This window comes from Paraburkholderia sp. J67, assembly GCF_905220265.1.
In the GTDB taxonomy this organism is placed as follows: Bacteria; Pseudomonadota; Gammaproteobacteria; order Burkholderiales; family Burkholderiaceae; genus Paraburkholderia.
Genome location: NZ_CAJMZK010000022.1, coordinates 108944 through 132842, shown reverse-complemented (window position 1 = coordinate 132842; position 23899 = coordinate 108944). Strand labels below are relative to the sequence as shown.

Sequence of the window (23899 nt, the reverse complement as noted above, 5' to 3'; positions counted from 1 at the left end):
CGCCAGAACACCCGCCCCAACCCCCGACGGAGTCAAAAAAAAATGCCCATCGACATGCAATCCTGGTACCGAGTAGAAATCGACCGCAAGGCACTAAAAGACATCACAACCCGCTCAGACGCGCGGGGCCTCAAGCAAGCCGGAGGCTTCTTCGCACTGGTCATATCGACAGGCGCGCTCGCCTGGTGGTCAATAGGCACGGCCTGGGCGATCCCAGCCTTCCTGCTCTACGCCACGATATTCGCCTTCAGCGAGGCGGCCGCGCACGAACTCGGCCACGGCACGGCCTTCAAAACCCGCTGGCTCAACGAAACCGTCTACTGGGTAATCTGTTTCATGTCATGGCGCGAGCAGGTCTATAGCCGCTGGCTCCACGCAAAGCACCACACCTACACACACCTGACCGCGACGCCCTATCAGGACCCCGAACTAGCTTTCAAGCGCCCGCTCAGCTATCTAAAACTAATCACCGATTTCGTCCGCATATCGCATGGCATCCAGTTCCTCGGCGCAATCCTGCTGCATAGCTTCGGCGTTATCACAAAAGGCGCAAAAGCCGTCGTCCCAGAAAGCGAATATCGCAAGATGTGCAACAACTCCCGCGTGCTGCTGGCAGCTTATATTGCCGTATTCGCCTGGGCGCTCCTCTCGCATAGCTGGCTGCCGCTACTGTTCCTGTTCTTCGCCCGCGCCGTGGGCACCTGGCTGCACGAACTCTGCGCGCTCACCCAACACACCGGCCTGAAGGAAAACGTCCTCGACCATCGCGTTTCCAGCCGCACCGTGATGCTCAATCCCGTCGTGCGTTTTCTCTACTGGAACATGAACTATCACATCGAACATCACATGTTTCCGAGTGTGCCGTTTCACGCGCTCCCGCAATTTCACGCTACCGTCGCCGCACAAATGCCCACGCCGTATGCCGGTCTATGGCCCGCGTGGCGCGAAATCCTGACGATCTTCGCGAAGCAGCAGCGCGATCCCGAGTACGTCGTCGTGCGCGAGTTGCCGCCCGGCCGCCACGGCGACGCTGTCGCCTGAATCAACGTCGCCCCTTCAAACAGGACCCATCCATGAACATCCTGCAATGGCATCATGTCTGCGCCGCGAGCGATATCGACGAGGAGGACGTCATCGAGTTCGAGCACGACGGCCAGCTCTACGCGGTCTATCACACGTCCTCAGGCTTCTATGCGACCGCCGGCATCTGCACGCATGAGTCGGCGCGTCTCGCAGACGGCTTCGTGTTCGGCAATGTCATCGAATGCCCCATGCACATGGGCCGCTTCGACATTCCGAGCGGCAAGGCGCAAGGTGCGCCCGTGTGCGTGAATCTCGCGACGCATCCGGTCAAGTCCGAAGGCGGCAGTCTGTTCATCGGCATCGAGGCCGAGTGAAGCCCGTGTGAATTCCTGGTCCGACTCCATCCGGCAACTCCACCTGCCGGTGCTTGCCACCCACGTTTGGGTGAGCGATATGGGCTGCGGTCCATATCGCTATTTTTTCCCTAGCAGGGCGCCGCGCGCATCCAGCACCCCCTCGGCAGAAATTCACTATGCTGCTGTTTAGTCCCCAGCAGCGCCAAATAACGAGGGTTCCATGTCCGATCGACCAGGCTCCAAGGATTCCAATGGCTCCACCGCGCGTTCGCTGGCCCTGATCGCCGTCGTCGTCGCGGTTCTCGTGGTCGCCTTCGCCTATACCGGAGGGTGGCTCACGCCCGGGCGCGTCACGCCCGCCAAGGTCGTCAACGGCCTCGCGCCGCCGGGCGGCCCCGCCCTCGGTTTCCGGCGCAACCATGCCAAGGGGATCTGCTTTACCGGCACCTTCGAGTCGAACGGCGCAGGCGCCGCACTCTCCAGCGCGCCGCTGTTCGCGGCCGGGTCCTATCCCGTCACGGGCCGCTTCAATCTGGCCACGGCTGACGCCAAGGCCGCCGATGCCACCGTGCGCGTGCGCGGCATGGGTCTGCGCGTCGTCACGCCCGATGGCAGCGACTGGCGCTCCGCCATGATCGACGCGCCGTTCTTCCCGGTCGCCACGCCTCAGGCGTTCTATGCGCTGCTGCAGGCGGCGCACGACAAGAGCGATCCCGACGCCATGAAAAAATTCATCGCGGCGCACCCTGAATTCGCGGTGTTCGGCGCGTGGGCGGGCAGTGCGCCGTGGACCGCCTCCTACGCCGAGGAGCGCTACAACAGTCTCAACAGCTTCGTCTTTACCAACGCGCAGGGCGAGGATCACGTCGTGCGTTGGTCCTTCATCCCCGCGCAGCAACCGCAAGCCGTCCCCCCCGACGTGCTCAAGCAGCGCGGCGACAACTTCCTCGCCACCGATATCACCAATCGTGTGCACGCCGCGCCGCAACGCTGGACGATGGTGGTGAGCGTCGCCGACCCGGGCGACCCCACCGCCGACCCCAGCAAGGCCTGGCCCGACGACCGCCGCAAGGTGGAGGCCGGCACGCTGGTGGTCAGCGCGATCGAGCCCGAACCCGACGGCCCCTGCCGCGACCTGAACTTCGATCCGACTGTGCTGCCCGCAGGCATGCACGTCTCCGACGATCCGTTCCCCGCCGCGCGCTCGGCCGCCTATTCGGTCTCGTTCAATCGACGAACCGCCGAGGACAAGGACTACCCGCACACGCCCCCCGAAGGAGCGAAGCCATGAGCCCGACCCACGCGCGCTTTTCGCCGCTGCAACGCGCCCTGCACTGGATCATGGCGATCTGCATCCTGGCGATGCTGTTTATCGGTGTCGGCATGGTGTCGACCATCCGGCCCGATTACCTCACGCTGGTGTCCATCCACAAGCCGCTCGGCATCGTCATCCTGATCCTCGCGCTGATCCGCCTCGTCACGCGGCTCGTCAAAGGCGCGCCGCCGCTTCCCGTCGATATGCCTGAGCCGATGAAACTCGCCGCCCGGCTCTCGCATCTGGCTTTCTACGCGCTCATGCTCGCATTGCCGCTGATCGGCTGGGGCATGCTGTCGGCGGCGGATTATCCGGTCGTGGCGGCCGGTGTGCGCCTGCCGGCGATCCTGCCGCATAGCAACGAACTGCACTCGCTGCTCTGGAACGCGCACCGTTTTCTCGCGCTGTGCTTCTTCGCGCTGATCGTCGTGCATCTCGCGGCTGCGCTCTTCCACGCGCTCGTGCGGCGCGACGGCGTGTTTCAGGCGATGTCGCCCTGGCGTTGAAGCGCCAGATCGCGCATCCACACCTTGATTTAAGGGGCGGATTTAAATCCGTCTCTTTTTTATTCAGACGAGTGTTTCCAGACCACGATTGTTTACGCTGGCGCAACTCTGATTTCGTTCTATTAGCATTGTCTTCCAATAGGAACGTCCTAAACTCACCTCCATCGCAATTGCGACGCACTGAAGATAAGTGCCTCGCCAATCTGCTGCTTAATCACGAGGTGACTCCATGTTGCAAATTTTCGAAGGCGCTGCGGTGATTGCCGGACTCAGCCTTTATCTGATTCCGTCAATCGAAGCCGATGCGCGCAATCACAGCGACGCGCTGGCCATCACGCTGGTCAATATTCTGCTGGGCTGGACCATCGTCGGGTGGTTTGCGGCGCGCGCCTGGGCGCATCGCCGTCACGACGAACGCCTGCTCTCGCGGGCAGCACGCAAGTTCCGCAGCACCGCCGGGCGCATCACGAGCCAGAAGATCGTCGATCACACGAAGCTGCGCGCGGTTCAGGAATGCCGGGACAAGACTCCGCGTCGCGCCGCGACGACGCTCTGTTCATGAGCGCCGGGCGCCACACTGGCAGCCCGACCCGCTCGTTGTCGAATTTGCTGTCGTCTTACTCATCCCCGTTTCCCCGTCTGATCGCCTCGCTGTTCGCCGCCGCCACGGTCCTCTCGGCCTGTGCGTCGGCGAGCGACGTCACCGCCACCGACAAGGACGGCATCTACAGCGTGAGCGCGTCCGCTTCGGGCGGACGCCTCGCCTGGGCGCGCGCCCATCGGCGGGCGCTGGCTGAAGCGAACGATTACTGCGCCACCCGCGGCATGCAAACGAGCTTCGCCGCCGAGCAAAGGCAAGGCGTCGAGCCGCTCGCGGAGCAGGACACCGTACTGCGCTTCGAGTGCCACCCGGTGTTCTGATGGCCTCGTTCGGCCTATAGCGAACGACTGATCGCCTGATCGAGCAGAGACAGGCCGAGGTCGATCTCCGCTTCGCTCACCGTCAGCGGCGGCGCGATGCGGAACACGCCGCCCATGCCGGGCAACTGCACGATGTTCATACTGAGGCCGAGGTTCATGCACTCGCGCGTGATCTTCGCGCCCAGTCCGTCGGCTGGCGCCTTCGTGCGCCGGTCCTTGACGACCTCCATACCGAGCAGCAGACCGCGTCCGCGCACATCGCCGATGCACTCGTAGCGCTCCATCAGATCGAGCAGGCCGCGCCGCAGCCGCTCGCCCATCAGGTTCGCCCGCGCGACCAGCCCCTCGCGTTCGACCACGTCGAGCACGCGCAGTCCCACGGCGGCGGGCAGCGGATCGGACACGTGCGTCGTGTAGAACAGATAGCCACGCTCGTGTGCGCTTTCCTCGATCTGCGCCGAAGTCACCACGGCCGCCAGCGGCAGGCCCGCGCCCAGCGTTTTCGACAGCGTGAGAATGTCGGGCGTCACGCCGTCGTGCTGGCACGCGAACATCGTGCCGGTGCGGCCCACGCCGGTCTGCGCCTCGTCGAGGATCAGCAGCATGCCGCGCTCCTCGCACTTGCGCTTGAGCGCGGCCATATAGCCCGGCGGCAATTCGATGATGCCGCCCGAACTCAGGATCGGCTCGGCGATAAACGCCGCGAGATTGCCGCTCGACTGGCGGTCGATCAGATCGAAGGCGTAATCGAGTTCGGCGAGATAGTCGTACACGCCGTCGCGCTCGAAACGCGGGCGATACGTGAACGGCGCGGGAATCGCGAACGAGCCGACCGACGCCGGCCCCACGCCCTTACGCCCCGCGCTATAGGTGGCCGACGCCGCCGCGCCCGTCATGCCGTGCCACGACTGCGCGAAGCCGACGATTTCGTATTTGCCGGTGACGAGCTTGGCCATGCGGATGGCGGCTTCGTTCGATTCCGCGCCGGTGCTCAGCAAGAGCGCGCGGTCGAGGCCGTCGGGCGTGATCTCGGCGAGCCGCGTGGCGAGATCGACCACGGGCCGCGAGAGCATGCCGCTGAAGAGGTGATCGAGCCGCCCGGCGTAGTCGTGGATCACCGAGACGATCTCCGGATGGCTGTGGCCGAGCACGGCGCTCATCTGGCCAGAGGTGAAATCGAGGATCGGCCGGTCGTCGGCATCGTAGACAAAACTGCCTTTCGCGCGCTCGATGATCATCGGCTCGAAGGTGCCGCCGTAGCGGATCAGGTGCTGCCTGGCGTTGCGCCAGAAGGTTGCATCGTCGTTGCGGGACACCGTGATTCTCCTCGTGAGTGGCGGCATGTCTTGCAGTCTAGGTGGCACTCTGCTTTTATAAAATCGAATAGTTCTTATGGAAGCTAGAAGCGAGGCTAATATCTTGAGTCGCGTACTCGACATCGATTTGCTGCGTTCGTTTGCCGTGATTGCCGAGGTGCGCTCGCTGAGCCGCGCCGCCGAGCGCGTCGGCCGCACGCAGTCCGCCCTGAGCCAGCAGATCAAGCGGCTCGAAGCCATCGTCGATCAACCGCTGTTCCAGCGCACCGGGCGCGGCGTGGTGCTCACGCACCCGGGCGAGCGCCTGCTCGTGCACGCGCAGCGCCTGCTGCGGCTGCACGACGAGGCGATGGCCGATTTGAGCGGCACGGGGCTCACCGGCAGCCTGCGTTTTGGCTGCCCCGACGACTACGCCGCCGTATTTCTGCCCGCGCTGCTACGCCAGTTTTCGAGCCAGCATCCGCATGCGCTCGTGGAGGTGGTCTGCGCGCCGACGCCCAGACTGCTCGATCTGCTGGACAAGCGCGCGGTCGATCTCGCGATGATCTCGCTGCCGGACACGGCGCCGGGCGAGGACATCATCCGCCGCGAGCAACTGGTGTGGATTGGCTCGCCGGGCCTCGATCCGGCGGATTTCGATCCGCTGCCGCTTTCGCTTTCCGATGCCGACACGCTCGATCACATCGCCGCCTGCGAAGCACTTCAGGGCATCGGCCGGGCGTGGCGTATCGCGTGCGCGAGCAGCAGCCTTTCCGGGCTCACCGCGCTGGTACGCGCGGGCCAGGCCTTCGCGGTGATGACGCAGACGGCCGTGCCGCCCGATCTCGCGATCCTCAACGGCGATCCGGCGCTGCCGCCCTTGCCTGCCGTGGGGATCACCGTCAGGTTTGGACGCAAGCGGCCATCGCCTTTGACGGCGGCGTTCGCGGACCATATCCGGGCGGTGTTGCCGATGCTGTGAGCGGTTGGTACTGGCGATGGCGCGATTTTTCCGGCGGTATACTTCGTCACGCCCGTCCACCCCGCCTCATCGCCCCCCCTGTTTCATGAGCGAGTTTGTCCACTACCAGCAGGTGTCCGAGGTACCCGGTCTCGTGCTGAGTACCGCGCGCTTCGCCGACTTCAGTTTCGATCGCCACTTCCACCTCGACTTTCACGTGGGGCTAGTCAGCGAGGGCATCCAGCGCCAGGGCGTCAACGGCAAGAGCGTCCTGCTCGGCCCCGGCTGCATCGCGCTGATGCCGCCCGGCGAGATTCACGACGGCATGGCCGAAGACGGCGGCGAATACACGCTCAAGACCTTCCGGCTTTCGCAGGCTCTCGTCGCGCGCGAGGCCGAGGAAATCAGCGGGCGGCCACGCGCGCCCGAACTCACGGGCGCCGTGCTGAAAGACCCGATGCTCGCGGGCCTGCTGGTGCGCCTGCACGACGCGATGCACCACGACGGCGGCGCGGACGGTCTCGACGTGCAGACGCAATGGCTCACCTTGCTGGAAACGCTGCTGCGTCAATCGCGCGCGATCGTGCCGGAGCGCGTGCCGGGCGGGCTTTCGCCCGGCCAGTGGAGCCGCGTGCGCGATTACTGCTACAGCCGCCTGGCGGAAAAGATCACGCTGGAAGAACTCGCGGGCCTGTGCGGTCTCGGCCGCTTCCAGTTCCTCAAGCAGTTCAAGCTCACCATCGGCATGACGCCGCATGCGTGGCTGCTGCGCCTGCGGCTCGAGCGCGCCTGTGAGTTGCTGCTGCAGGGATCTCAAGCCATCGCCTCGGTCGCCCAGGCCGTCGGCTTTTACGATCAGAGCCATTTCAATCGCGCGTTTCGCCAGGCCTATGGCGTCGCGCCTTCGCGGTTTCGCGCCTGAGCGCCTGGCGTTTCCCTCGCGCTTTCATTGCGTCGATCAATTTTTTACAAGCGGCGCGCCCCTTGCTCGACATACGATGCCCGCATTCGGGGCCATCGGCCCCCGCCGAGTTGAGGAAACGACCATGACGAGCAGCGACAGGGCGCCAGCCCTGGGTTTCACGAGCGACAACATTGCGGGCGCATCGCCGGAAGTGATCGAGGCACTGGTGGCCGCCAGCGCGGGCCAGGCCAACCCTTATGGCGCGGACCCATACACGGCGCGCGTCGAACAGCGCCTGTGCGAGATCTTCGAGCGCGAAGTCGACGTGTTGCTGGTGCCGACAGGCACCGCCGCGAACGCGTTGTGCCTGAGCGCGATGACCCCGCCCTGGGGCAACATCTATTGCCACGCGTCCAGCCACATCGACAACGACGAATGCGGCGCGCCCGCGTTCTATACCGGCGGCGCGAAACTCGTGAGCATCGACGGCCCCGCCGCCAAAATCGACCCTGCGAAGCTGCTCGAAGCGGCCCGCGCCAAAGTCGGCGACGTGCATTCGACGCAGCCCGCCTGTGCGAGCATCACCCAGGCCACCGAAGAAGGCAGCGTCTACACGCTAGCCGAGATCGAAGCGATCGGCGACGCCTGCAAGGCCGCGTCGATCCGCCTGCACATGGACGGTTCGCGTTTCGCCAACGCGCTGGTCTCGCAGGGCTGCACGCCCGCGGAAATGACCTGGAAGGCGGGCGTGCACGCGCTCTCGCTAGGCGCGACGAAGAACGGCGTGCTTGCGGCGGAAGCGATCGTGCTGTTCGACCGCTCGCTCGCCACCGAACTGGCTTTCCGGCGCAAGCGCGCGGGCCATCTGTTCTCGAAGATGCGCTTTCTCGCCGCGCAGATGGGCGCGTATCTGAGCGACGATCTCTGGCTGCGCAACGCGCGCCAGGCCAACGCCGCCGCGCTGCGCCTCACGCAAGGTCTGGCGGCCCTGGACGGTGTGGAGATTCTCGGCGCGCCGCAAGCCAATATCGTGTTCTGCCGCTTGCCCTCGGCGCTGATCGAAGCGCTGCTCAGCGCGGGCTTCCGCTTCTATCACGAGCGCTGGGGCGCCAACGTCGTGCGCTTCGTGACAGCTTTCTCGACCACCTTCGAGGACGTCGACAATCTGCTTGAGCACGCACGCGCGGTGAGCCGCTGAGCGTGCATCTCGCGGCTCGGAGCCTGCTTCAGCGCGCAGGCTTCGAAGCACGCGTGCGCCGTGCCTTGGCCTTGGCCTTGACCGGCTCGGGCGGCGCAAGCTCGCGCGCGTCGCGTTCTAGCGCCAACGGGAGTTCTTCCTTGAGCAGCTCGATCCAGACGCGCGTTTTCGCTTCGAGGAATTTGCGCGACGGCATCAACACATAGACGCCGAAATCGGGCGAGCGCCATTGCGGCAGCACATGCACGAGCGCGCCGCTACGGATGCTGTCGAGCGCCGCGAAGCCGGGCAACATCGCGATACCCAGGCCCGCGCGCGCCGCTTGCAACACGGCCTCGGGATGATCGCCGATCATCGGGCCGACCGGATTGACCACATGCTTCGTGTGCCCATCGGTCAGATCCCAATGCGGCGTAGTCGATGAATTGAGCAGGCGCAGGCACGCGCGGTCGGCCAATTCCTCGACCGATTTCGGCATGCCGTGCCGCTTCAGATAGGCAGGCGACGCGCACAGCACGCCCTGCACCACCCCAAGCCGCTGCGCCACGATGCTCGAATCGGGCAGCCGCTGCGTGAGATAGATGCTCACGTCCATGCCTTCGGCGAGCAGATCCGGCACGAACTGCGACGCGCTGTATTCGAACGTGACCGACGGATACGCCGCGCAGTATTTCGCCACCAGCGGCACCACGTAGCGGTCGCCAAAGCTCGCCATGCACAGCACGCGCAAGCGGCCGCTCGGCTGGATGCGCGCGCCGCTCGCCTCGTTCTCCGCCTCCGTCACCAGTTCCAGAATCGTGCGGCACTGATTCGCGTAGCGCTCGCCCACGCTCGTGACGGCCATGCGCCGCGTGGTGCGCTGAAGTAGTTTGGTTTGCAAACGATTTTCCAGCTCCGACACGAGCCGCGACACCTGCGCCGTCGTCAGTTCCATGACTTCCGCTGCGGCCGTGAAGCTGCCGGCGTCGACCACGCGTAAAAACGCGGTCATCGCGTGCAGCAGGCCGTAATCCAGATTCTTGCGCATGACGTAACAAATATTCGGATCGGACTGTATTCTCGCACGCTGGGGGAATAGTTAGGATCGTCTCGTACGTCGAAAGACGGGTTCGAAAAAACGAGGTGATCTAGCATGAACGGCGCTGAAAGTTTGTTGCGTTCGCTGACCGCGAGCGGTGTGGAAGTGTGCTTCGGCAACCCCGGCACGTCCGAAATGCATTTCGTGGCGGCGCTCGACGCCGTGGAAGGCATGCGGCCGATTCTCGGTCTGTTCGAGGGTGTCGTGACCGGCGCCGCCGACGGCTATGCACGGATGGCAGGCAAGCCGGCCGCCACGCTGCTGCACCTCGGCCCGGGTCTCGCCAACGGCCTCGCGAACCTGCACAACGCGCGCCGCGCTTCGAGCCCGGTCGTCAACATCGTCGGCGACCACGCTTCGACCCACGCGCGCTTCGAAGCGCCGCTGACCTCGGACATCAAAGGCTTCGCGCGGCCCGTCTCGCACTGGATCCATTCGTCGACCAGCGCGCTCACCGTGGGCGCCGACGCCGCACGCGCGGTGCAGGCGTCGATGGAAGGCGCGGGCCAGATCGCCACGCTGATCCTGCCCGCCGACACGGCCTGGTCGCCCGCCGACGACGTCGCCGACGCGCTGCCCACGCCATCGCTCGCCACCGTGAGCGACGCGACCATCGAGCACATCGCCGCACTCGCGCGCAGCGGCGTGCGCACCGCGTTCCTGCTACGCGGCAAGGCGCTGCAAACGCGCGGCCTCGAAGCCGCAGGCCGCATCGCCACGAAGACCGGCGCGCGACTGCTTTGCGATACCTTCGCGCCGCGTCTGCAACGCGGTGCCGGGCGCGTGCAGGTCGAGCGCCTGCCCTATTTCGCCGAGCAGGTTGTCGAGTTCCTCGCGGGCACCGAGTTGCTCGTGCTGGTTGGCTCGCAACCGCCGGTGAGCTTCTTCGGCTACCCGGACAAGCCGAGCTGGCTCACGCCCGAAGGCAGCCGTATCGCCGTGCTCGCGCATCCGCATGAAGACGGTACAGCGGCGCTCGAAGCGCTGGTGCAAGCGCTCGGCGCGCAGCAAAGCGTGGCGCGCGTGACGACTCGCGCGACGCAAGACTATGTGCCGGACGGCGCGCTCAATGGCGAAGCAATCATGCGCAGCGTGGCGAAGCATCTGCCGGAGCACGCGATCATCGCCGAAGAAGCGTCGCTCGCCATGGGGTACTACGGTCTCGCGGAAGGCGCGGCCCCGCACGATCTCCTCACGCTGACTGGCGGTGCGATCGGCAGCATGATGCCGGTGTCGATCGGCGCGGGCATCGCCTGTCCGGATCGCAAGGTCGTGAACCTGCAAGGCGATGGCAGCGCGATGTACACGGTGCAGGCGCTGTGGACTCAGGCGCGCGAAAACATCGACGTAGTGACCGTTATCTACGCCAATCGCAGCTACAAGATCCTCGCCAACGAACTCAAGCGCGTGGGCGCGCGCACGGACGGCGCGCACGCGGCGTCGATGTTCGATCTGCACAATCCGTCGCTCGACTGGGTCTCGCTCGCACAAGGCATGGGCGTGGAAGCCATGCGAGTGGAGACGGCACGCGATTTCGACGCCGTCTTTGCCCAGGCGATGAAGCGTCGCGGGCCGATGCTGATCGAAGCCCTGATCTAAACCTGAGCGCGCGGGCCGCGTCGTGCGGCCCGTCATCGCCGCTATTTTGCTTATCCAATCAATACGGAGTCCTTATGTCCAAGCCGTTTGCCGTTCCGCTTTCTCCCCGTGGCCTGTCGAGCATCGCACCGCCGCCGCCGTGGCACTACTCAGGCGACTTCCTGCTCGTCGAATTCTGGGCCGACCCCGCCGCCGCCCAGGCCGTGCTGCCCGCAGGCCTGAGCCTCGATCCGGCCTCGCCGGGCCATGCGACCGCGCTCTTTATCGACTGGCAGTTCACCGGCGAAAACGACGAGATGCTCGATCCGGCGCGCTACCAGTATCGCGAATTCTTCATCCTGATCGACGCGCTGTATGACGGCCAGCCGGTTTCGTACTGCCCGTACATTTTCGTCGACAACGATTCGGCGATGATGCGCGGTCTGATTCAGGGCTTCCCGAAGCGCTTTGGACTGGTCCATCAGACGCGCACGTTCGCCGCGCCGAGCCCGGCCGCAGCGCCGGTCGCGGCAGGCACGCGCTTCGCCGCGACGGCCTCCACCGCAGGGCAGCGCATCGCGCGCGCCGAGGTGAAGCTCGAAGCGCCGGTCGATGATGTGTCGAAACTCGGCATCGCCGGGCGGCCCGTGGTCAATCTGCGTTATTTCCCGCGTCTGGCTGCGGGTCAGCACGACACGCCCGCTGTGAACGAACTGGTCATGTCGATTATGGACAACGCGGCTATCGCGGGCGTGTGGGCTGGCGAAGGCAAGCTCGCCCTGCCAGTGGTCGAAGGCGAGGAAATATCCGACCTTCAGCCCGTGCGCGTGGGCAAGGGCTTTCGCGGTTCGATGGCGTACAGCGTGACCGATCTCAAGACGCTGGCCGATCGCACGTAAGAGGCGTACATCCGATAATAACGAGGGCCCAGGCGCTCCCCTTTTTCGAGGGGAGCGCCTTTTCGTTTTCCATCTACACAAGATATCAACGATTCGTAGTGCAAATAAAATGAGCGCCGCAAACACTCAGCGCTCCAGCCTCAATTACTTCCCGACCAGATCACGTCCCCATTGCCCGATATCCTCAAGCGTCTCCCCTGTCTCAGGCAGGAACGGGAACAGCGTGAAGACGTGCACCGAATCGGCCACCATCTTGAGCGCCACGTCGGCACCGGCGGCCTTGGCCCGTTCGGCAAAGCGCGTCGTATCGCTTTCCAGAACCTCGCCTTCCACGGCCGCCAGGAACACGGGCGGCAAATCGGCGAGATCCGCGAACAGCGGCGAGACCATCGGATCGGTCGGCTCGTGGCCCTGGAAGTACGACGCCACGAGGTTGGACAGCGTCTCGCGGTTCGCGGCCGGGTCGTCGCCCGAGTTGGCGATCACCGAAGGCCCGCTCAAGGTGAGATCGGTCAGCGGGCAAATGGCGATCACACCCGCAGGCAATGGCAGCCCCGCGCGGCGCAACGCTGCAGCCAGCGCGAGCGCGAGACCGCCACCCGACGATTCGCCGCTGAAGAACACCGTCGCCGGATCGACACCCGCCGCCAGCAGACCGCGCCAGGCGCTGAACGCATCGTCGATGGCGGCCGGATAGGGATGCTCGGGCGCGAGCCGATAATCGACCGTGTAACACGGCCCGTTCAGTGCGCGCGACAGGCGGCTCGCATACTCGACCGAACTCTTCGCCGAGCCCAGCACGTAGCCGCCGCCGTGGAAATGCAGCACGGTCGCTTTCTGCTTCGTCCCGGCGGCCACCACGCGCAGCGCGCCCACGCCATGCAGATCGACCGACGCGACTTCAGTGCTCGCAGGCACCGGAAAGCGATTGAGCAGGAAGCGCTCATACGCCTCGCGCTGGCCACGGTCGCCGCGCGCGATGTCGTCGGGCGCGAACACGCCCTTCCAGAGATCGAACGCACGCTGGCTCTCCGGGCGCATCATGCGCTTGCCCTCGCGCGCGGCGCTCAATCCCACGACCTCGCCGGGCGGGCGCTTCGCGGCTGCGAGAATATCGTGGCCCCACGCGAACGACCAGGACGCTTCGGCAAGCGGGTCGATACGCGAGAGTCCCTTGAGGCGGCCGTTGCGCTGATTCACGCGCGCTTCGTCCGGCTCGTGCGCCCAATCGACCACAAAGCGCGCGCCCGCCTGGATGCGCGTGGTACGCGGCTGGCGACGGCGCTCGTATTCGAGCAGCGCGTCCTGCACACCGTGCGGTCCGTGGGACGCGAGGCAACTGGCGATCACCCACGCATCCTCGATCGCCTGGCAGGCGCCTTGTGCGAGATACGGCACCATCGCATGCGCGGCGTCGCCCAGCAGGGCAATCCGCCCGCTCGCCCAGTGCTCGATCGGATCGCGGTGGTACATGCCCGTGATGAACGTGGAGTCTACGGCTTCGAGCATCTTCTGCACGCGCGGCTCGGCGCCCTCGAAGGCGCGGCGCAGTTGCCCGACGTCGCCCGCCTCGGTCCAGGATTCGCGGCTCACCTCGGCCGCCGGCACCGACGCCAGCACGCTGTAGAGATCCTTGCGCACCCAGTACGAGACGATGTTGCGGCCCACGCCGAACCAGTTGTTGCCAGCCACCGGCAGGTCGAGCCCGGCGACGCGGTCCGCCGGAATCAGCGCGCGCCACATGAGGATGTTGGCGAACTGCTTGTCCTCGGGTCCGCGCAACGCGGTGCGCACCGCCGAATGAATGCCGTCCGCGCCGATCACCACATCGCCGCGAATCACCTCGCCACTTTCCAGCGTGACGAACGCGCTTTCGTCGTCCTGCCCGACCGAGGCGCACTGCGCGCCCAGCCGCACCACGTGGGGCGGCAGCGCACGCGCCAGCACGTCGATCAGATCGGCGCGGTGCACGTTGTAGAGCAGCGCGCCGTAGCGCGCCTCGGCTTCCTTGCCGAGCGGCGCGACGTAGAGCAGACGCCCCGTCGACAGTTCCAGATAGTCGAAGCGCTCCGGCACCATCGCAATCTTCGCCAGTTCCGGCTCCAACCCCAATTCGCGCAGCACGATGGTGCCGTTCGCGGCGATCTGCACGCCGGCCCCGACCTCGGTCAACTGCGGCGCACGCTCCAGTACAATCGGCTCGATACCGTGATGCAGCAGCGTCAGCGCGGTCGTGAGCCCGCCGATGCCTCCTCCAGCTATAACGACTTTCATACCTAGTTTCTCCTTCTCGGTTAGTTAACGCAGTCTAGTTAATTAACCGGAACCGGTAAAGTAATGACGACATCAGGAAAAACACTTAGATCGGATGGCGCCGAGACCCGCGTGCGCCTGAAAGAGGAAGCGCAGCGGCTGTTTGCGCTGCGCGGACTGGAGGGCGTGTCCATTCAGGACATCATTTCGGCGGCGGGCCAGCGCAACAGCGCGTCGCTGCGCTACTACTTCGGCAACAAGCAGGAACTGGCGCGCGAGCTGGTGGTGGATGGCGCGCGGCTCATCGACGAGGATCGCCAGGCGCGGGTGGACCGGCTGGAGGCCGATGGCGGCATCACGGTGCGCGGGGTGCTGGAAGCGTTGACGCTGCCCATGCTGGGCCTCGCCGAGCGCACGGGGCAGGCGACCTATATCCGCATGATCGCGAATCTGCAGTTGAACGACCGCGCGTTCCTGCGCGAGGCGCTGGAGAATAAGTGGAATGTCGGCTATCAGCGCTGCAACGCGCTGCTGCGCGAATTGCTGCCCGAGATCGCGCCGGCCATCCTCGACCACCGGCTGTCGCTCGTGAGCATCTATGGCAATGCCGCGCTGGCGGCGTGGGAAGCGAGCCGCGACAGCGGCGAAGCGGGACGGCTATGGGCGCCCGCCTTCGCGGTCGCGAGCCTGATGGACACGTTCGAGAGCATGCTGGTCGCGCCGCCTTCGGCGCAGACCCAGGCGCTGCTGGACGAATAGCGCGTGCAACAACGGCGAAGCGCGCCCCCCTTGCAGCGAGGGCGCGCTTCGTGCGACGTGAGCAGCGGCCTGATTAAACCGGCGTCGTCAAATACGGGCTGACCTGCCCCGCCTCGTATGGACGCGCCTGAATCTCCATGCGCGCGATGCTTTGCAGATGCACCTCGTCCGGGCCATCGGCGAAACGCAGCGCGCGACCCCACGTCCAGCTATCGGCGAGCGGCGTGTCGGGGCTCAGGCCCATCGCGCCAAACACCTGAATCGCGCGCTCGCACACGGCCGTATGCACCGACGGCACCAACGCCTTGATCATCGAGATCTCCTTGCGCGCGGCCTTCGCGCCCACGGTGTCGATCATCCACGCGGCCTTGAGCACGAACAGACGCGCCTGGTCGATTTCGATACGCGATTTCGCGATTCCCTCCGCCACCGATCCCTGATCGCACAGGCGCTTGCCGAAAGCCGTGCGCGCCTGGGCCCGCTCGATCATCAGTTCGAGCGCCAGTTCCGCCGCGCCGATCGAGCGCATGCAGTGGTGGATGCGGCCCGGCCCCAGGCGCGCCTGGGCGAGCGCAAAGCCGCTGCCTTCCGTGCCGAGCAGATTCTCCTTCGGCACGCGCACGCCCTTGAATTCGATTTCGCAATGGCCTTCGGGCGCCGTGTGATTGACCACCGTGATATTGCGCAGGATGGTCACGCCCGGCGTGTCGCGCGGAACGAGAATCATGCTCTGCTGGCTGTGGCTCGGCGCATCGGGATCGGTCTTGCCCATCACGATGAAGATCTGGCAATTCGGATGTGCGGCGTTGGTGATGAACCATTTGCGCCCGTCGATCACGTAGTCGTCGCCGTCACGGCGAATGCGCGTGGTGATGTTGGTCGCGTCCGACGAGGCCACCGCCGGTTCCGTCATCGCGAACGCCGAGCGGATCTTGCCGTCGAGCAGCGGTTCGAGCCATTGCTTGCGCTGCGCGGGCGTCGCGAACATATGGAGCAGTTCCATATTGCCCGTATCCGGCGCGTTGCAATTGAATACTTCGGAGGCCCAGGGAACGCGGCCCATGATTTCCGCGAGCGGTGCGTATTCCAGGTTGGTCAGGCGCGTACCTGGTTCATCGTCGTTCAGATGCGGCAGAAAGAGATTCCACAGTCCTTCCGAGCGCGCCTTGTCCTTGAGCGCTTCCATGAAGGAAACGGGATATTTCCCGGCGTGCACTTCTTCGTGCCATTGGCGGATGCGCGGCACGATATGCGTATCCATGAATGCGCTGAGTTGCGTGCGCAGCGCCTCGACTTTCGGGCTATAGGCGAAGTCCATCTTGCTCTCCTTGATCGGTTCGATTGGCGCGGTTCAGATCGTCAAGCCGCCATCCACGACGATGCACTCGCCGTTGGTATAGCTCGACGCGTCCGAGACGAGGTAAAGCACCGTGCCGGCCATTTCGCGCGGCTCCGCATGACGGCGCAGCGGAATCTTGCCGATCGCGGTCTCGTACATCGCCTGATCGGCGAACAGTGCGCCCGCGAAGCGCGTCTTGGTGAGGCCCGGCAGCAGCGCGTTGACGCGAATGCCCAGCGGCCCGCATTCCTTGGCGAAGGCGCGCGTCATGTTGACCACACCCGCCTTGGTGATCGAATACACGCCCTGCTTGTCGCCGGGTTGCAGCGCGTTGACGGAAGCCGTATTGACGATCGCGCCGCCGCCGTTTTCGCGCATCAGCTTGCCCGCTTCCACCGACATGAAGAAGTAGCCGCGCAGATTGACTTCGACGGTCTTCTCGAACGAGGCGAGATCCGTGTCGAGAATGTGGCCGAAATACGGATTCGCGGCGGCGTTGTTGACGAGAATGTCGAGTCGTCCATGACGTTCGCGAATCTGGCCGATGATCGCGTGAATATCTTCGACACGGCCCACGTGGCAGGCGATGGCCTCGGCGCTGCCGCCGGCTTCGCGAATGCCGTGGGCGACGGACTCGCAGTCGTCGAGCTTGCGGCTCGACACGATTACATGCGCGCCCTGCTGCGCGAGCAGCTTCGCGATCTCTTCGCCGATGCCCCGGCTCGCGCCGGTCACGAGCGCAATTTTCGATGTCAGATCGAACAGATTAGTAGTCACAATTAACCTCGATGTCTCTTGAGCAGATTGATTGGATTGGCGGGGTTCAGAACAGCGCGACGCCCATTTGCGCGAGCGCACCCGTCATTTCGCCCACCTGGCGCGCCTTGTCGTTCGATGCGTTGCCGCCGAGCGCGCGCTTTTTCACGCCCTGCGCGATCGACGCGAGACGGAAGAAGCTGAAGGCCAGATAGAAGTTCCAGTTGTCGATCGCGCCGATGCCGCGCAGGCGGCAATATTGCGCGACGATGGCCTCTTCGCTCGGCACGCCGAGCGCGGTGCGGTTCAGCCCCGCCAGCCCGGCGATATGACCGTGGCGCGGCAATCGCAGGCACATGCAGAAGTACGCGAGATCCGCGAGCGGATTGCCCAACGTGGACAGTTCCCAGTCGAGCACCGCACGCACACGCGGCTCGCCGCGCTGGAAGATGAAGTTGTCGATGCGGAAGTCGCCGTGCACGAGCACGGGCTTGCCGGTCTCGGCGGGACAATGCGCGGGCAGCCAGGCGATCAGCGCTTCCATCGCGTCGATCTCGTCGGTCTGCGCGGCGCGGTATTGCGTGGTCCAGATGTCGATCTGGCGTGCGAAGTAGTTGCCACCGCGGCCGTAATCGGCAAGACCCACCGCTTCGACATCCACGTTGTGCATCGCCGCCATCGTTTCGATCAGCGCGTCATAGCGCGCGCCGCGTTGATCGACGGCCAGTTCCGGCAAGGCCGGGTCCCAGAAGGTCTCGCCTTCCTCGAAGCTCATCACATAGAACAGACTGCCGATGACCTCGCGGTCCTCGCACAGATGCAGCGCCTGCGCGACCGGCACCGGCGTCGCGCTGAGCGCCTTGAGTACGCGGAATTCGCGGTCCACCGCGTGGGCGGACTTGAGCAGCGTGCCCGGCGGCTGGCGTCGCAGCACGTAGCGGCCGCTTTGCGCCGTCAGCAGGAAGGTGGGATTGGATTGACCTCCGGCGAACTTTTCGATGGTGACCGGGCCCTGAAAACCGGGCACATGGGCCGCCAGATAGCGCGTGAGGGTTTCGACGTCGAAATGATCGGACATAGTCATGCTGCGAGAGAGTAGAAGCGGTTGCGCCGCCTGTCAGCCATACGTGACGAGCTTGCGCCGCTCGGCACGTTCGAGATGCGGCAGCGCGTTGAAGCCGACCAGCGACACGGCGCTTTCGTTGAAAACGTACTGATTCACGCTGCTATTGCGGATCTGCATATTCAGCGCGATCGCAGCGGACGCGGGGGCCTGAAGAATCTGCTGCGTGAACACGGCGATCGCGCCGCCCGAGCTCACCGCCAGCACGCGCTTGCCGCCCATGCGCTGGATCGCCTGGCGCGCACGTGCAACGCGATCCTGAAACTGCTGCCACCTTTCCGGCAACACGCCGGGCAGGCGGTCTTCCGACCACAGCAGCAACGCATGCTTGAGCGCCTTGTAGAAGTGCTTGATGGAGCCATCGGCGGGCGCGGGCGGCATCAGACCGCTCGCCTGGAGCGCTTCGAACAGCGCGTGAAAATCGTATTCGTTGAGATCGGCGTCCTGCACGACGTCGATCTTCGGCGCGCGCATGCCTTCGAGCAGCGCCTCGGCGGTTTGCTCGTGACGCCGCATCGTGCCGGTGACGATGCGGTCGAACTGCAGGTCCGCCTGCGCAAAATATTCGCCGAGCCACGTCGACTGGATGCGCCCGGAGGGCGACAACGCGTCGTAATTCTGGGCGCCTAGCGACGCCTGTCCGTGCCGTACCAGATAGAGATCCGCCATGCCGTCCTCGCGTGAAGATGACTGTGACGATATCCGGCCTGTCGGTATTCAGGAAGTTTATTCTATTTATGTCACGCTATAGATTATGGTGATACCAGCGCACCTGGACGTTTCCTTTCCTGCAACAGTTGCGCAACCTGCTCGCGCAGCCAGCGGTGCGCCGGATCGCCCGCCACGCTGCGGTGCCAGTAGCCATGCGACTCCAGTTCGGGCAGATCGAAGGGCAGCTTGAGAATGCGCGCATCGTAGCGTTGCAGCAGCGTGAGCGGCGCGGTCAGCGCGAGATCGGTGCGCATGGCGATCATCGGCGCGACCAGGTAGTGCTGCACGCGCGTGAGAATGTTGCGGCGCTGCCCGAGTTTGTTGAGTTCGGTATCGACCAGACCCGGCCCCTGGCGGCGGCTGGAAATGTGGATATGACCGAGGCGCAGGTAATCGTCGAGCGTGAGCGTCTTTTTCGTGAACGGATGGTCCTTGCGCAGCATGCAGGCGTAGCGGTCGCTGCCAAGCGGCGCCTGCTCCAGTTGCGGATCGTCGATCAGCGGTGCGTCGATCGCCAGATGGACTTCGCCGCTCGCGAGCGCCTCCGGCACTTCGCGACGCGTCGTGAAATAGCTTTCGATGCGGATGCCGGGTGCGAGACGCTGCAACACTTCTTCGAGCGCGGGCAGCAGCATGGCCTCGGTCAGGTCGTTCATGCTGAGCCGGAAGGTGCGCTGCGAGGTCGCCGGATCGAAGCGCTCGCCCGCGTGGGTGCTCGAGTCGAGCAATTGCAGCGCCTCGCGCACACGCCCGATGATGTTCTCGGAAACGGGCGTGGGCACCATGCCACCGGGCGTGCTCACGAACAGCGGGTCGTCGAAGGTCTTGCGCATGCGTGCGAGCGCGTTGCTGACGGCGGGCTGCGTGATGAACAGCAGTTCCGCCGCGCGCGTGAGATTGCGCGTTCGGTAGACCGCTTCGAAAACGATGAAGAGATTCAGGTCGATCCTGGATAGCGGCATGCGGGGTTCTTCCGGGGACATTGACCGTGATCGTAATCGGGCGCGGCATGGCGGGAAACACCTTTCGTCGACACGGCGCTTGCCCGATCCGCGTTTGACTTCTATTTTTACCCGGGTAAAATACGCCAAAACTTAGGGTAGGCCCGCGACAATGAACAGACTGCACGCCAATGGCATCGAACTCGGCTACGACTGTTTCGGCGAGACGCACGGCAATGCGTTGCTGCTGATATCGGGTCTCGGCACGCAGAGACTGCGCTGGACCGTACCGTTTTGCGAGGCACTCGCCGCGCGTGGCTATCGCGTGATCCGCTTCGACAATCGCGACGCGGGCGCCTCGACGCACCTGCGCCATGCCGCCGCGCCCGACCTTGGCACGCTGGCCGCCATGCTCGCGAGCGGTCAACAACCCGCCCTGCCGTACACCTTGCGCGACATGGCCGACGACGCCATCGCGCTGCTCGACGCCCTTGGCATCGAGCGCGCGCATATCGTCGGCCGCTCGATGGGCGGCATGATCGCGCAGATCGCGGCCAGCGAGCACCGCTCGCGCGTGCGCTCGCTGGCGTCGATCATGTCGAGCAGCGGCAATCCGGCCCTGCCCCCGGCCGCGCCGGACGTCATGGCGATGATGATGCGGCCCGCGCCCGACCCCGTCGCCGACGAAGCCGCGTTTATCGAACACAGTCTGGCGTTCGCGCGCCGCATCGCCGGTCGAGGTTTTCCATTCGATGCACAACAGCACCGCGCACTACTGCGCGAAGAACGCCGCCATCCGCACGATGCGGGCAGTTTCGCCCGGCAGCTTGCCGCGCTGGCGAACGCGGGCGACCGGCGCGCGCGGCTTGCGACCATCGCCGCGCCGACGCTCGTGATCCACGGTGCGGACGATCCGCTGGTGCCGCCCGCATGCGGCGAGGACACGGCAACCGCCATTCCGGGCGCGAACTTCATGCTGATCGACGGCATGGGCCACGATTTGCCGACGGCGCTGGACGACACGATCGCGGATGCGATCGACCGCAACGCGCGGCGGGCGGGCGGATAAACACGCACGCCCAGTCGCGCGAACGGTATCCTAAGTCCCTTCCGATCGCCTGATGGCTACGCGCCCGACGCGATTTCAAGGAGCTGAACCATGGCAACGCAAACCGGATTCGTCGGCCTGGGTGTGATGGGCACGCCGATGGCGCTCAATCTGGCGCGGGCCGGCACGCCGCTCGCGGTCTGGAGCCGTTCGCCGGACCAGTACGATGCGCTGCGCGAAGCGGGCGCGCGCACCGTCGAACACATCGACGACCTGTTCGACGACTGCCGAACGATCATCCTCATGCTGGCGAACGACAACGCCATCGATACGGTGCTGGGCCGGCACACGCCCGCCTTCGAGGCACGTGTGCGCGGCCATGTGATCGTCAACATGGGCACGAACTCGGCCGCGTACTCGCTCGAGTTGGCGCAGGAAATCGCGGCCGCGGGCGGGCGCTATGTCGAAGCGCCCGTCTCGGGCTCGCGCAAGCCTGCGGAAGCCGGGCAGCTAGTGGTGATGCTCGCCGGCGAGCCCGACGATGTCGACGCGGTGCGCGCGCTCGTCCAGCCGCTTTGCCGCGACAGCTTCACGTGCGGCGCAGTGCCCGCGGCGCTGACCATGAAACTCGCCGTCAACCTGTTTCTCATCACGATGGTCACAGGACTCACCGAAGCCACGCATTTCGCGCAGCGCCACGGCATCGACCTCGCGCTGTTCGCGAACGTGCTCAACGCCAGTCCGATGGCGAGCGACGTCTCGCGCGTGAAAATCGACAAGCTCGCCATGCAAGACTTCTCCGTGCAGGCGGCCATCACCGACGTGCTCAAGAATGCGCGGCTAGTGGCCGAGGCCGCGCGCGGTGCGGGCGTGGCTTCGCCCTTGCTCGACCTCTGCCACGCGCTGTATGGCGAAACCGAAGCGCTTGGCCTCGGCAAGCAGGACATGGTGGCCGTCGTTCGCGCCATCGAGGCGCGCACTTCAGCTATCGAGCAAACAGACCACCCCGCTGCTCAGGGATGACGCAAGCGCGTCTGTCGCAATCACGAAATCAAATAGCAGCCCCGCGTCGTGCGCTACGCGACTTGCCCTGCGCTTCGCGCATCAGCCACTCACGAAACGTCATAAGCCTCGGCAGGCTGGCGCATTCGGGCCGATACACCACGTAGTAGGCCAGTGCCGAACGACACGCAATCGTCGGAAACAGGCGAACCAGACGCCCGGCCGCCACGTCGTCGCGCGCCATTACGCTGCGCGCGAGCGCGATGCCCTGCCCGTCGATGGCGGCCTGCAACACGGCCGCCGAGTTGTTGATCGTCATGCCGCGCCGCGTCGGCGCCTGCTGCACACCGGCAGTCTCGAACCACGCATCCCACGTGGCGAAGCCCGCGTGGCTGTCCACCGAAAGATCGTGGATGAGCGTCTCGCCCACCAGTTGGCGCGGCGCGCGCCATTTCCCCTTTTTGGCCAGCGCGGGCGCGCAGACGGGGTAGATTTCCTCCTCCATCAGCTTTTCTGCCGTGAGGCCTGGCCACACCCCCGCACCGTAACGCACGCCGATGTCGATGCCCTGAGCGGCGAAGCCCATCAGTTTGAGGCTCGTATCGAGCCGCACGTCGGTATCGGGGCATTGCGTGTGAAAGCGCTCGATGCGCGGCAACAGCCATTTCGCCGCGAACGCGGGACTGACGGTGACCGTCAACACGCCATTCGCCGCCCCCTCCTTGAGGCGCTCCAGACCTAGCGTCAAGCGATCAAAGCCCGCGCGGATATCGGGCAAGGCGCGCTCGGCGACTTCGGTCGCCACCAGCCGTGCGCGGCCACCGCTGCCGCGCACGAACAAGGGCGTGCCGAGCCATTCCTCCAGGCTGCGCACGAGCTGGCCGACTGCGGCAGGCGTCACGTTGAGTTCCGCCGCCGCAGCGGAAAAGCTCTGATGGCGCGCGCTCGCCTCGAAAGCGCGCAAGGCATTGAGATAAACCGGGTTTGCCATATCTGAAAGTTTTTCTATCAGTTAAGGACAGAATATCTCATTTGAAGGCGGGACGGCACGCGCCCAGAATAGCTTCATTGCAGAGATCAATTTTCCGTCTCTGCCCCCTCAACGATTCGAGGAGTCAGTCATGAGCCAAAGTTTTTCTAACAAGATTGCCATCGTCACTGGCGGCGGTTCGGGTATCGGCAAGGAAGTGGCGACGCGTCTCGTCAAGGCGGGCGCAAGCGTGGTGATTGGCGGCCGCGACGAAGCCAAGCTCAAGCAGGCCGCCGCGCAGATCGACCCGAGCGGCGCGAAGGTGCGCTATCTCGCGGGCGACATTGCGTCGCCCGCCACGGCCACCGCGCTGGTCGCGCTGGCCACCGATGCGTTCGGCGGCGTCGATATCCTCGTCAACAACGCAGGCATCTTTCGTCCCAAGGCGTTTCTCGACGTGACCGAAGCCGAGTACGACGGCTTCCTCGACACGATCCTCAAGGGCAAGTTTTTCACGGCGCAGGCCGCCGCGAAGGCAATGCAGTTGCGCGGCGGCGGCGCGATCGTGCAGACTGGCTCGTTGTGGGCATTGCAAGCGATCGGCGCCACGCCCTCGTCCGCGTATTCCGCCGCCAACGCGGGCGTGCATGCGCTCACGCGCAACCTCGCCATCGAGTTGCCGCGTCGAATATCCGGATCAATACCGTAGCTCCTGGCGTGGTGGAAACGCCGGTCTATAACACGTTCATGAGCGACGATCAGGTGAAGGCGACGCTGCCCGCCTTCAATGCGTTCCATCCGCTCGGCCGCAATGGTCAGCCCGCCGATGTCGCCGAGGCGATTCTGTTTCTTGCCTCGCCGCAGGCCGCGTGGATCACGGGGACGGTGCTACCGGTGGATGGCGGAGTCATGGCCGGGCGCCAGGCGTGAGGTGATACGAAAAAGCGGACGGGCGTGACGCTC

At 65.2% G+C, this 23899-nt stretch carries 23 protein-coding genes and 1 pseudogene; 15 read left to right on the top strand and 9 right to left on the bottom strand.

What is annotated here, in order from left to right:
• The 6 genes from U5782_RS30340 to U5782_RS30315 all read left to right on the top strand — a co-directional run.
• Positions 1-1041 (top strand): fatty acid desaturase (locus U5782_RS30340; protein ID WP_322047559.1); only part of this gene is annotated, 1041 nt, incomplete at its 5' end.
• A 32-nt stretch (positions 1042-1073) separates the two neighbouring features.
• A complete protein-coding gene (locus tag U5782_RS30335; RefSeq protein WP_322047558.1) occupies positions 1074-1397 on the top strand; it encodes a non-heme iron oxygenase ferredoxin subunit in 324 nt (107 codons plus the stop codon).
• A gap of 202 nt (positions 1398-1599) precedes the next feature.
• A complete protein-coding gene (locus U5782_RS30330; protein WP_322047557.1) occupies positions 1600-2670 on the top strand; it encodes a catalase family peroxidase in 1071 nt (356 codons plus the stop codon).
• Positions 2667-3200: a cytochrome b gene (locus tag U5782_RS30325; RefSeq protein ID WP_322047556.1), complete on the top strand. Its 534-nt coding sequence runs from the start codon at positions 2667-2669 to the stop codon at positions 3198-3200. The genes U5782_RS30330 and U5782_RS30325 overlap by 4 nt, the downstream gene beginning before the upstream one ends.
• Before the next feature lie 229 nt (positions 3201-3429).
• The gene (locus tag U5782_RS30320; protein WP_322047555.1) at positions 3430-3762 is read left to right on the top strand and encodes a superinfection immunity protein; all 333 of its coding nucleotides are present in this window, start codon (positions 3430-3432) and stop codon (positions 3760-3762) included.
• The gene (locus U5782_RS30315; protein WP_322047554.1) at positions 3759-4121 is read left to right on the top strand and encodes a hypothetical protein; all 363 of its coding nucleotides are present in this window, start codon (positions 3759-3761) and stop codon (positions 4119-4121) included. Before U5782_RS30320 ends, U5782_RS30315 begins: the two co-directional genes overlap by 4 nt.
• A 14-nt stretch (positions 4122-4135) precedes the next feature.
• Here the strand turns inward: U5782_RS30315 and U5782_RS30310 are convergent, their stop codons facing one another.
• Positions 4136-5437, bottom strand: a complete 1302-nt coding sequence (locus U5782_RS30310) for an aspartate aminotransferase family protein (protein WP_322047553.1) — start codon at positions 5435-5437, stop codon at positions 4136-4138.
• 76 nt (positions 5438-5513) lie between these two features.
• On the opposite strand from U5782_RS30310, the gene U5782_RS30305 reads away from it, so the two are divergent.
• The 3 genes from U5782_RS30305 (at position 5514) to U5782_RS30295 (ending at position 8479) form a co-directional block, all read left to right on the top strand.
• The gene (locus U5782_RS30305) at positions 5514-6398 is read left to right on the top strand and encodes a LysR family transcriptional regulator (RefSeq protein WP_322047552.1); all 885 of its coding nucleotides are present in this window, start codon (positions 5514-5516) and stop codon (positions 6396-6398) included.
• Between the two features lie 85 nt (positions 6399-6483).
• Entirely contained in the window at positions 6484-7299 is an 816-nt protein-coding gene (locus tag U5782_RS30300) for an AraC family transcriptional regulator (protein ID WP_322047551.1), read from the top strand.
• Between the two features lie 124 nt (positions 7300-7423).
• On the top strand, positions 7424-8479 hold the full coding sequence (locus U5782_RS30295; protein ID WP_322047550.1) for a low specificity L-threonine aldolase: 1056 nt from the start codon (positions 7424-7426) through the stop codon (positions 8477-8479).
• Positions 8480-8507: 28 nt separating this feature from the next.
• Here the strand turns inward: U5782_RS30295 and U5782_RS30290 are convergent, their stop codons facing one another.
• The gene (locus tag U5782_RS30290) at positions 8508-9506 is read right to left on the bottom strand and encodes a LysR family transcriptional regulator (protein ID WP_322047549.1); all 999 of its coding nucleotides are present in this window, start codon (positions 9504-9506) and stop codon (positions 8508-8510) included.
• Positions 9507-9611: 105 nt separating this feature from the next.
• Here U5782_RS30290 and U5782_RS30285 point away from each other — a divergent pair, with 105 nt between their 5' ends.
• Entirely contained in the window at positions 9612-11156 is a 1545-nt protein-coding gene (locus tag U5782_RS30285; RefSeq protein WP_322047548.1) for an acetolactate synthase large subunit, read from the top strand.
• 74 nt (positions 11157-11230) lie between these two features.
• On the top strand, positions 11231-12034 hold the full coding sequence (locus U5782_RS30280) for an acetoacetate decarboxylase family protein (RefSeq protein WP_322047547.1): 804 nt from the start codon (positions 11231-11233) through the stop codon (positions 12032-12034).
• Positions 12035-12178: 144 nt separating this feature from the next.
• Here U5782_RS30280 and U5782_RS30275 read toward each other — a convergent pair whose 3' ends face one another.
• Positions 12179-14308 carry an alpha/beta hydrolase fold domain-containing protein gene (locus U5782_RS30275; protein ID WP_322047546.1) on the bottom strand — a complete coding sequence of 710 codons (2130 nt, stop codon included), beginning with the start codon at positions 14306-14308 and terminating at the stop codon, positions 12179-12181.
• Positions 14309-14419: 111 nt separating this feature from the next.
• Here U5782_RS30275 and U5782_RS30270 point away from each other — a divergent pair, with 111 nt between their 5' ends.
• Entirely contained in the window at positions 14420-15046 is a 627-nt protein-coding gene (locus U5782_RS30270; RefSeq protein ID WP_322047545.1) for a helix-turn-helix domain-containing protein, read from the top strand.
• A gap of 73 nt (positions 15047-15119) precedes the next feature.
• Here U5782_RS30270 and U5782_RS30265 read toward each other — a convergent pair whose 3' ends face one another.
• The 5 genes from U5782_RS30265 to U5782_RS30245 form a co-directional block, all read right to left on the bottom strand.
• Complete coding sequence (locus U5782_RS30265) at positions 15120-16364, bottom strand: acyl-CoA dehydrogenase family protein (RefSeq protein ID WP_322047544.1); 1245 nt, start codon at positions 16362-16364, stop codon at positions 15120-15122.
• 33 nt (positions 16365-16397) lie between these two features.
• Positions 16398-17162, bottom strand: a complete 765-nt coding sequence (locus tag U5782_RS30260) for an SDR family oxidoreductase (RefSeq protein ID WP_322047543.1) — start codon at positions 17160-17162, stop codon at positions 16398-16400.
• 46 nt (positions 17163-17208) lie between these two features.
• Positions 17209-18225 (bottom strand): phosphotransferase family protein, encoded by a 1017-nt coding sequence (locus U5782_RS30255; protein ID WP_415914429.1) that lies wholly within the window; start codon positions 18223-18225, stop codon positions 17209-17211.
• Positions 18226-18258: 33 nt separating this feature from the next.
• Positions 18259-18933 carry a histidine phosphatase family protein gene (locus U5782_RS30250; RefSeq protein ID WP_322047541.1) on the bottom strand — a complete coding sequence of 225 codons (675 nt, stop codon included), beginning with the start codon at positions 18931-18933 and terminating at the stop codon, positions 18259-18261.
• An 83-nt stretch (positions 18934-19016) separates the two neighbouring features.
• Positions 19017-19937 (bottom strand): LysR family transcriptional regulator, encoded by a 921-nt coding sequence (locus tag U5782_RS30245; RefSeq protein WP_322047540.1) that lies wholly within the window; start codon positions 19935-19937, stop codon positions 19017-19019.
• Positions 19938-20088: 151 nt separating this feature from the next.
• On the opposite strand from U5782_RS30245, the gene U5782_RS30240 reads away from it, so the two are divergent.
• Together U5782_RS30240 and U5782_RS30235 are read left to right on the top strand one after the other, a co-directional pair.
• A complete protein-coding gene (locus tag U5782_RS30240; protein ID WP_322047539.1) occupies positions 20089-20985 on the top strand; it encodes an alpha/beta fold hydrolase in 897 nt (298 codons plus the stop codon).
• Positions 20986-21075: 90 nt separating this feature from the next.
• On the top strand, positions 21076-21987 hold the full coding sequence (locus tag U5782_RS30235) for an NAD(P)-dependent oxidoreductase (protein WP_322047538.1): 912 nt from the start codon (positions 21076-21078) through the stop codon (positions 21985-21987).
• Between the two features lie 28 nt (positions 21988-22015).
• Here the strand turns inward: U5782_RS30235 and gcvA are convergent, their stop codons facing one another.
• Entirely contained in the window at positions 22016-22957 is a 942-nt protein-coding gene (gene gcvA, locus U5782_RS30230) for a transcriptional regulator GcvA (protein ID WP_322047537.1), read from the bottom strand.
• A 130-nt stretch (positions 22958-23087) separates the two neighbouring features.
• Here gcvA and U5782_RS30225 point away from each other — a divergent pair.
• A pseudogene (locus U5782_RS30225) lies at positions 23088-23866 on the top strand (SDR family NAD(P)-dependent oxidoreductase).
• Positions 23867-23899: the final 33 nt, after the last annotated feature.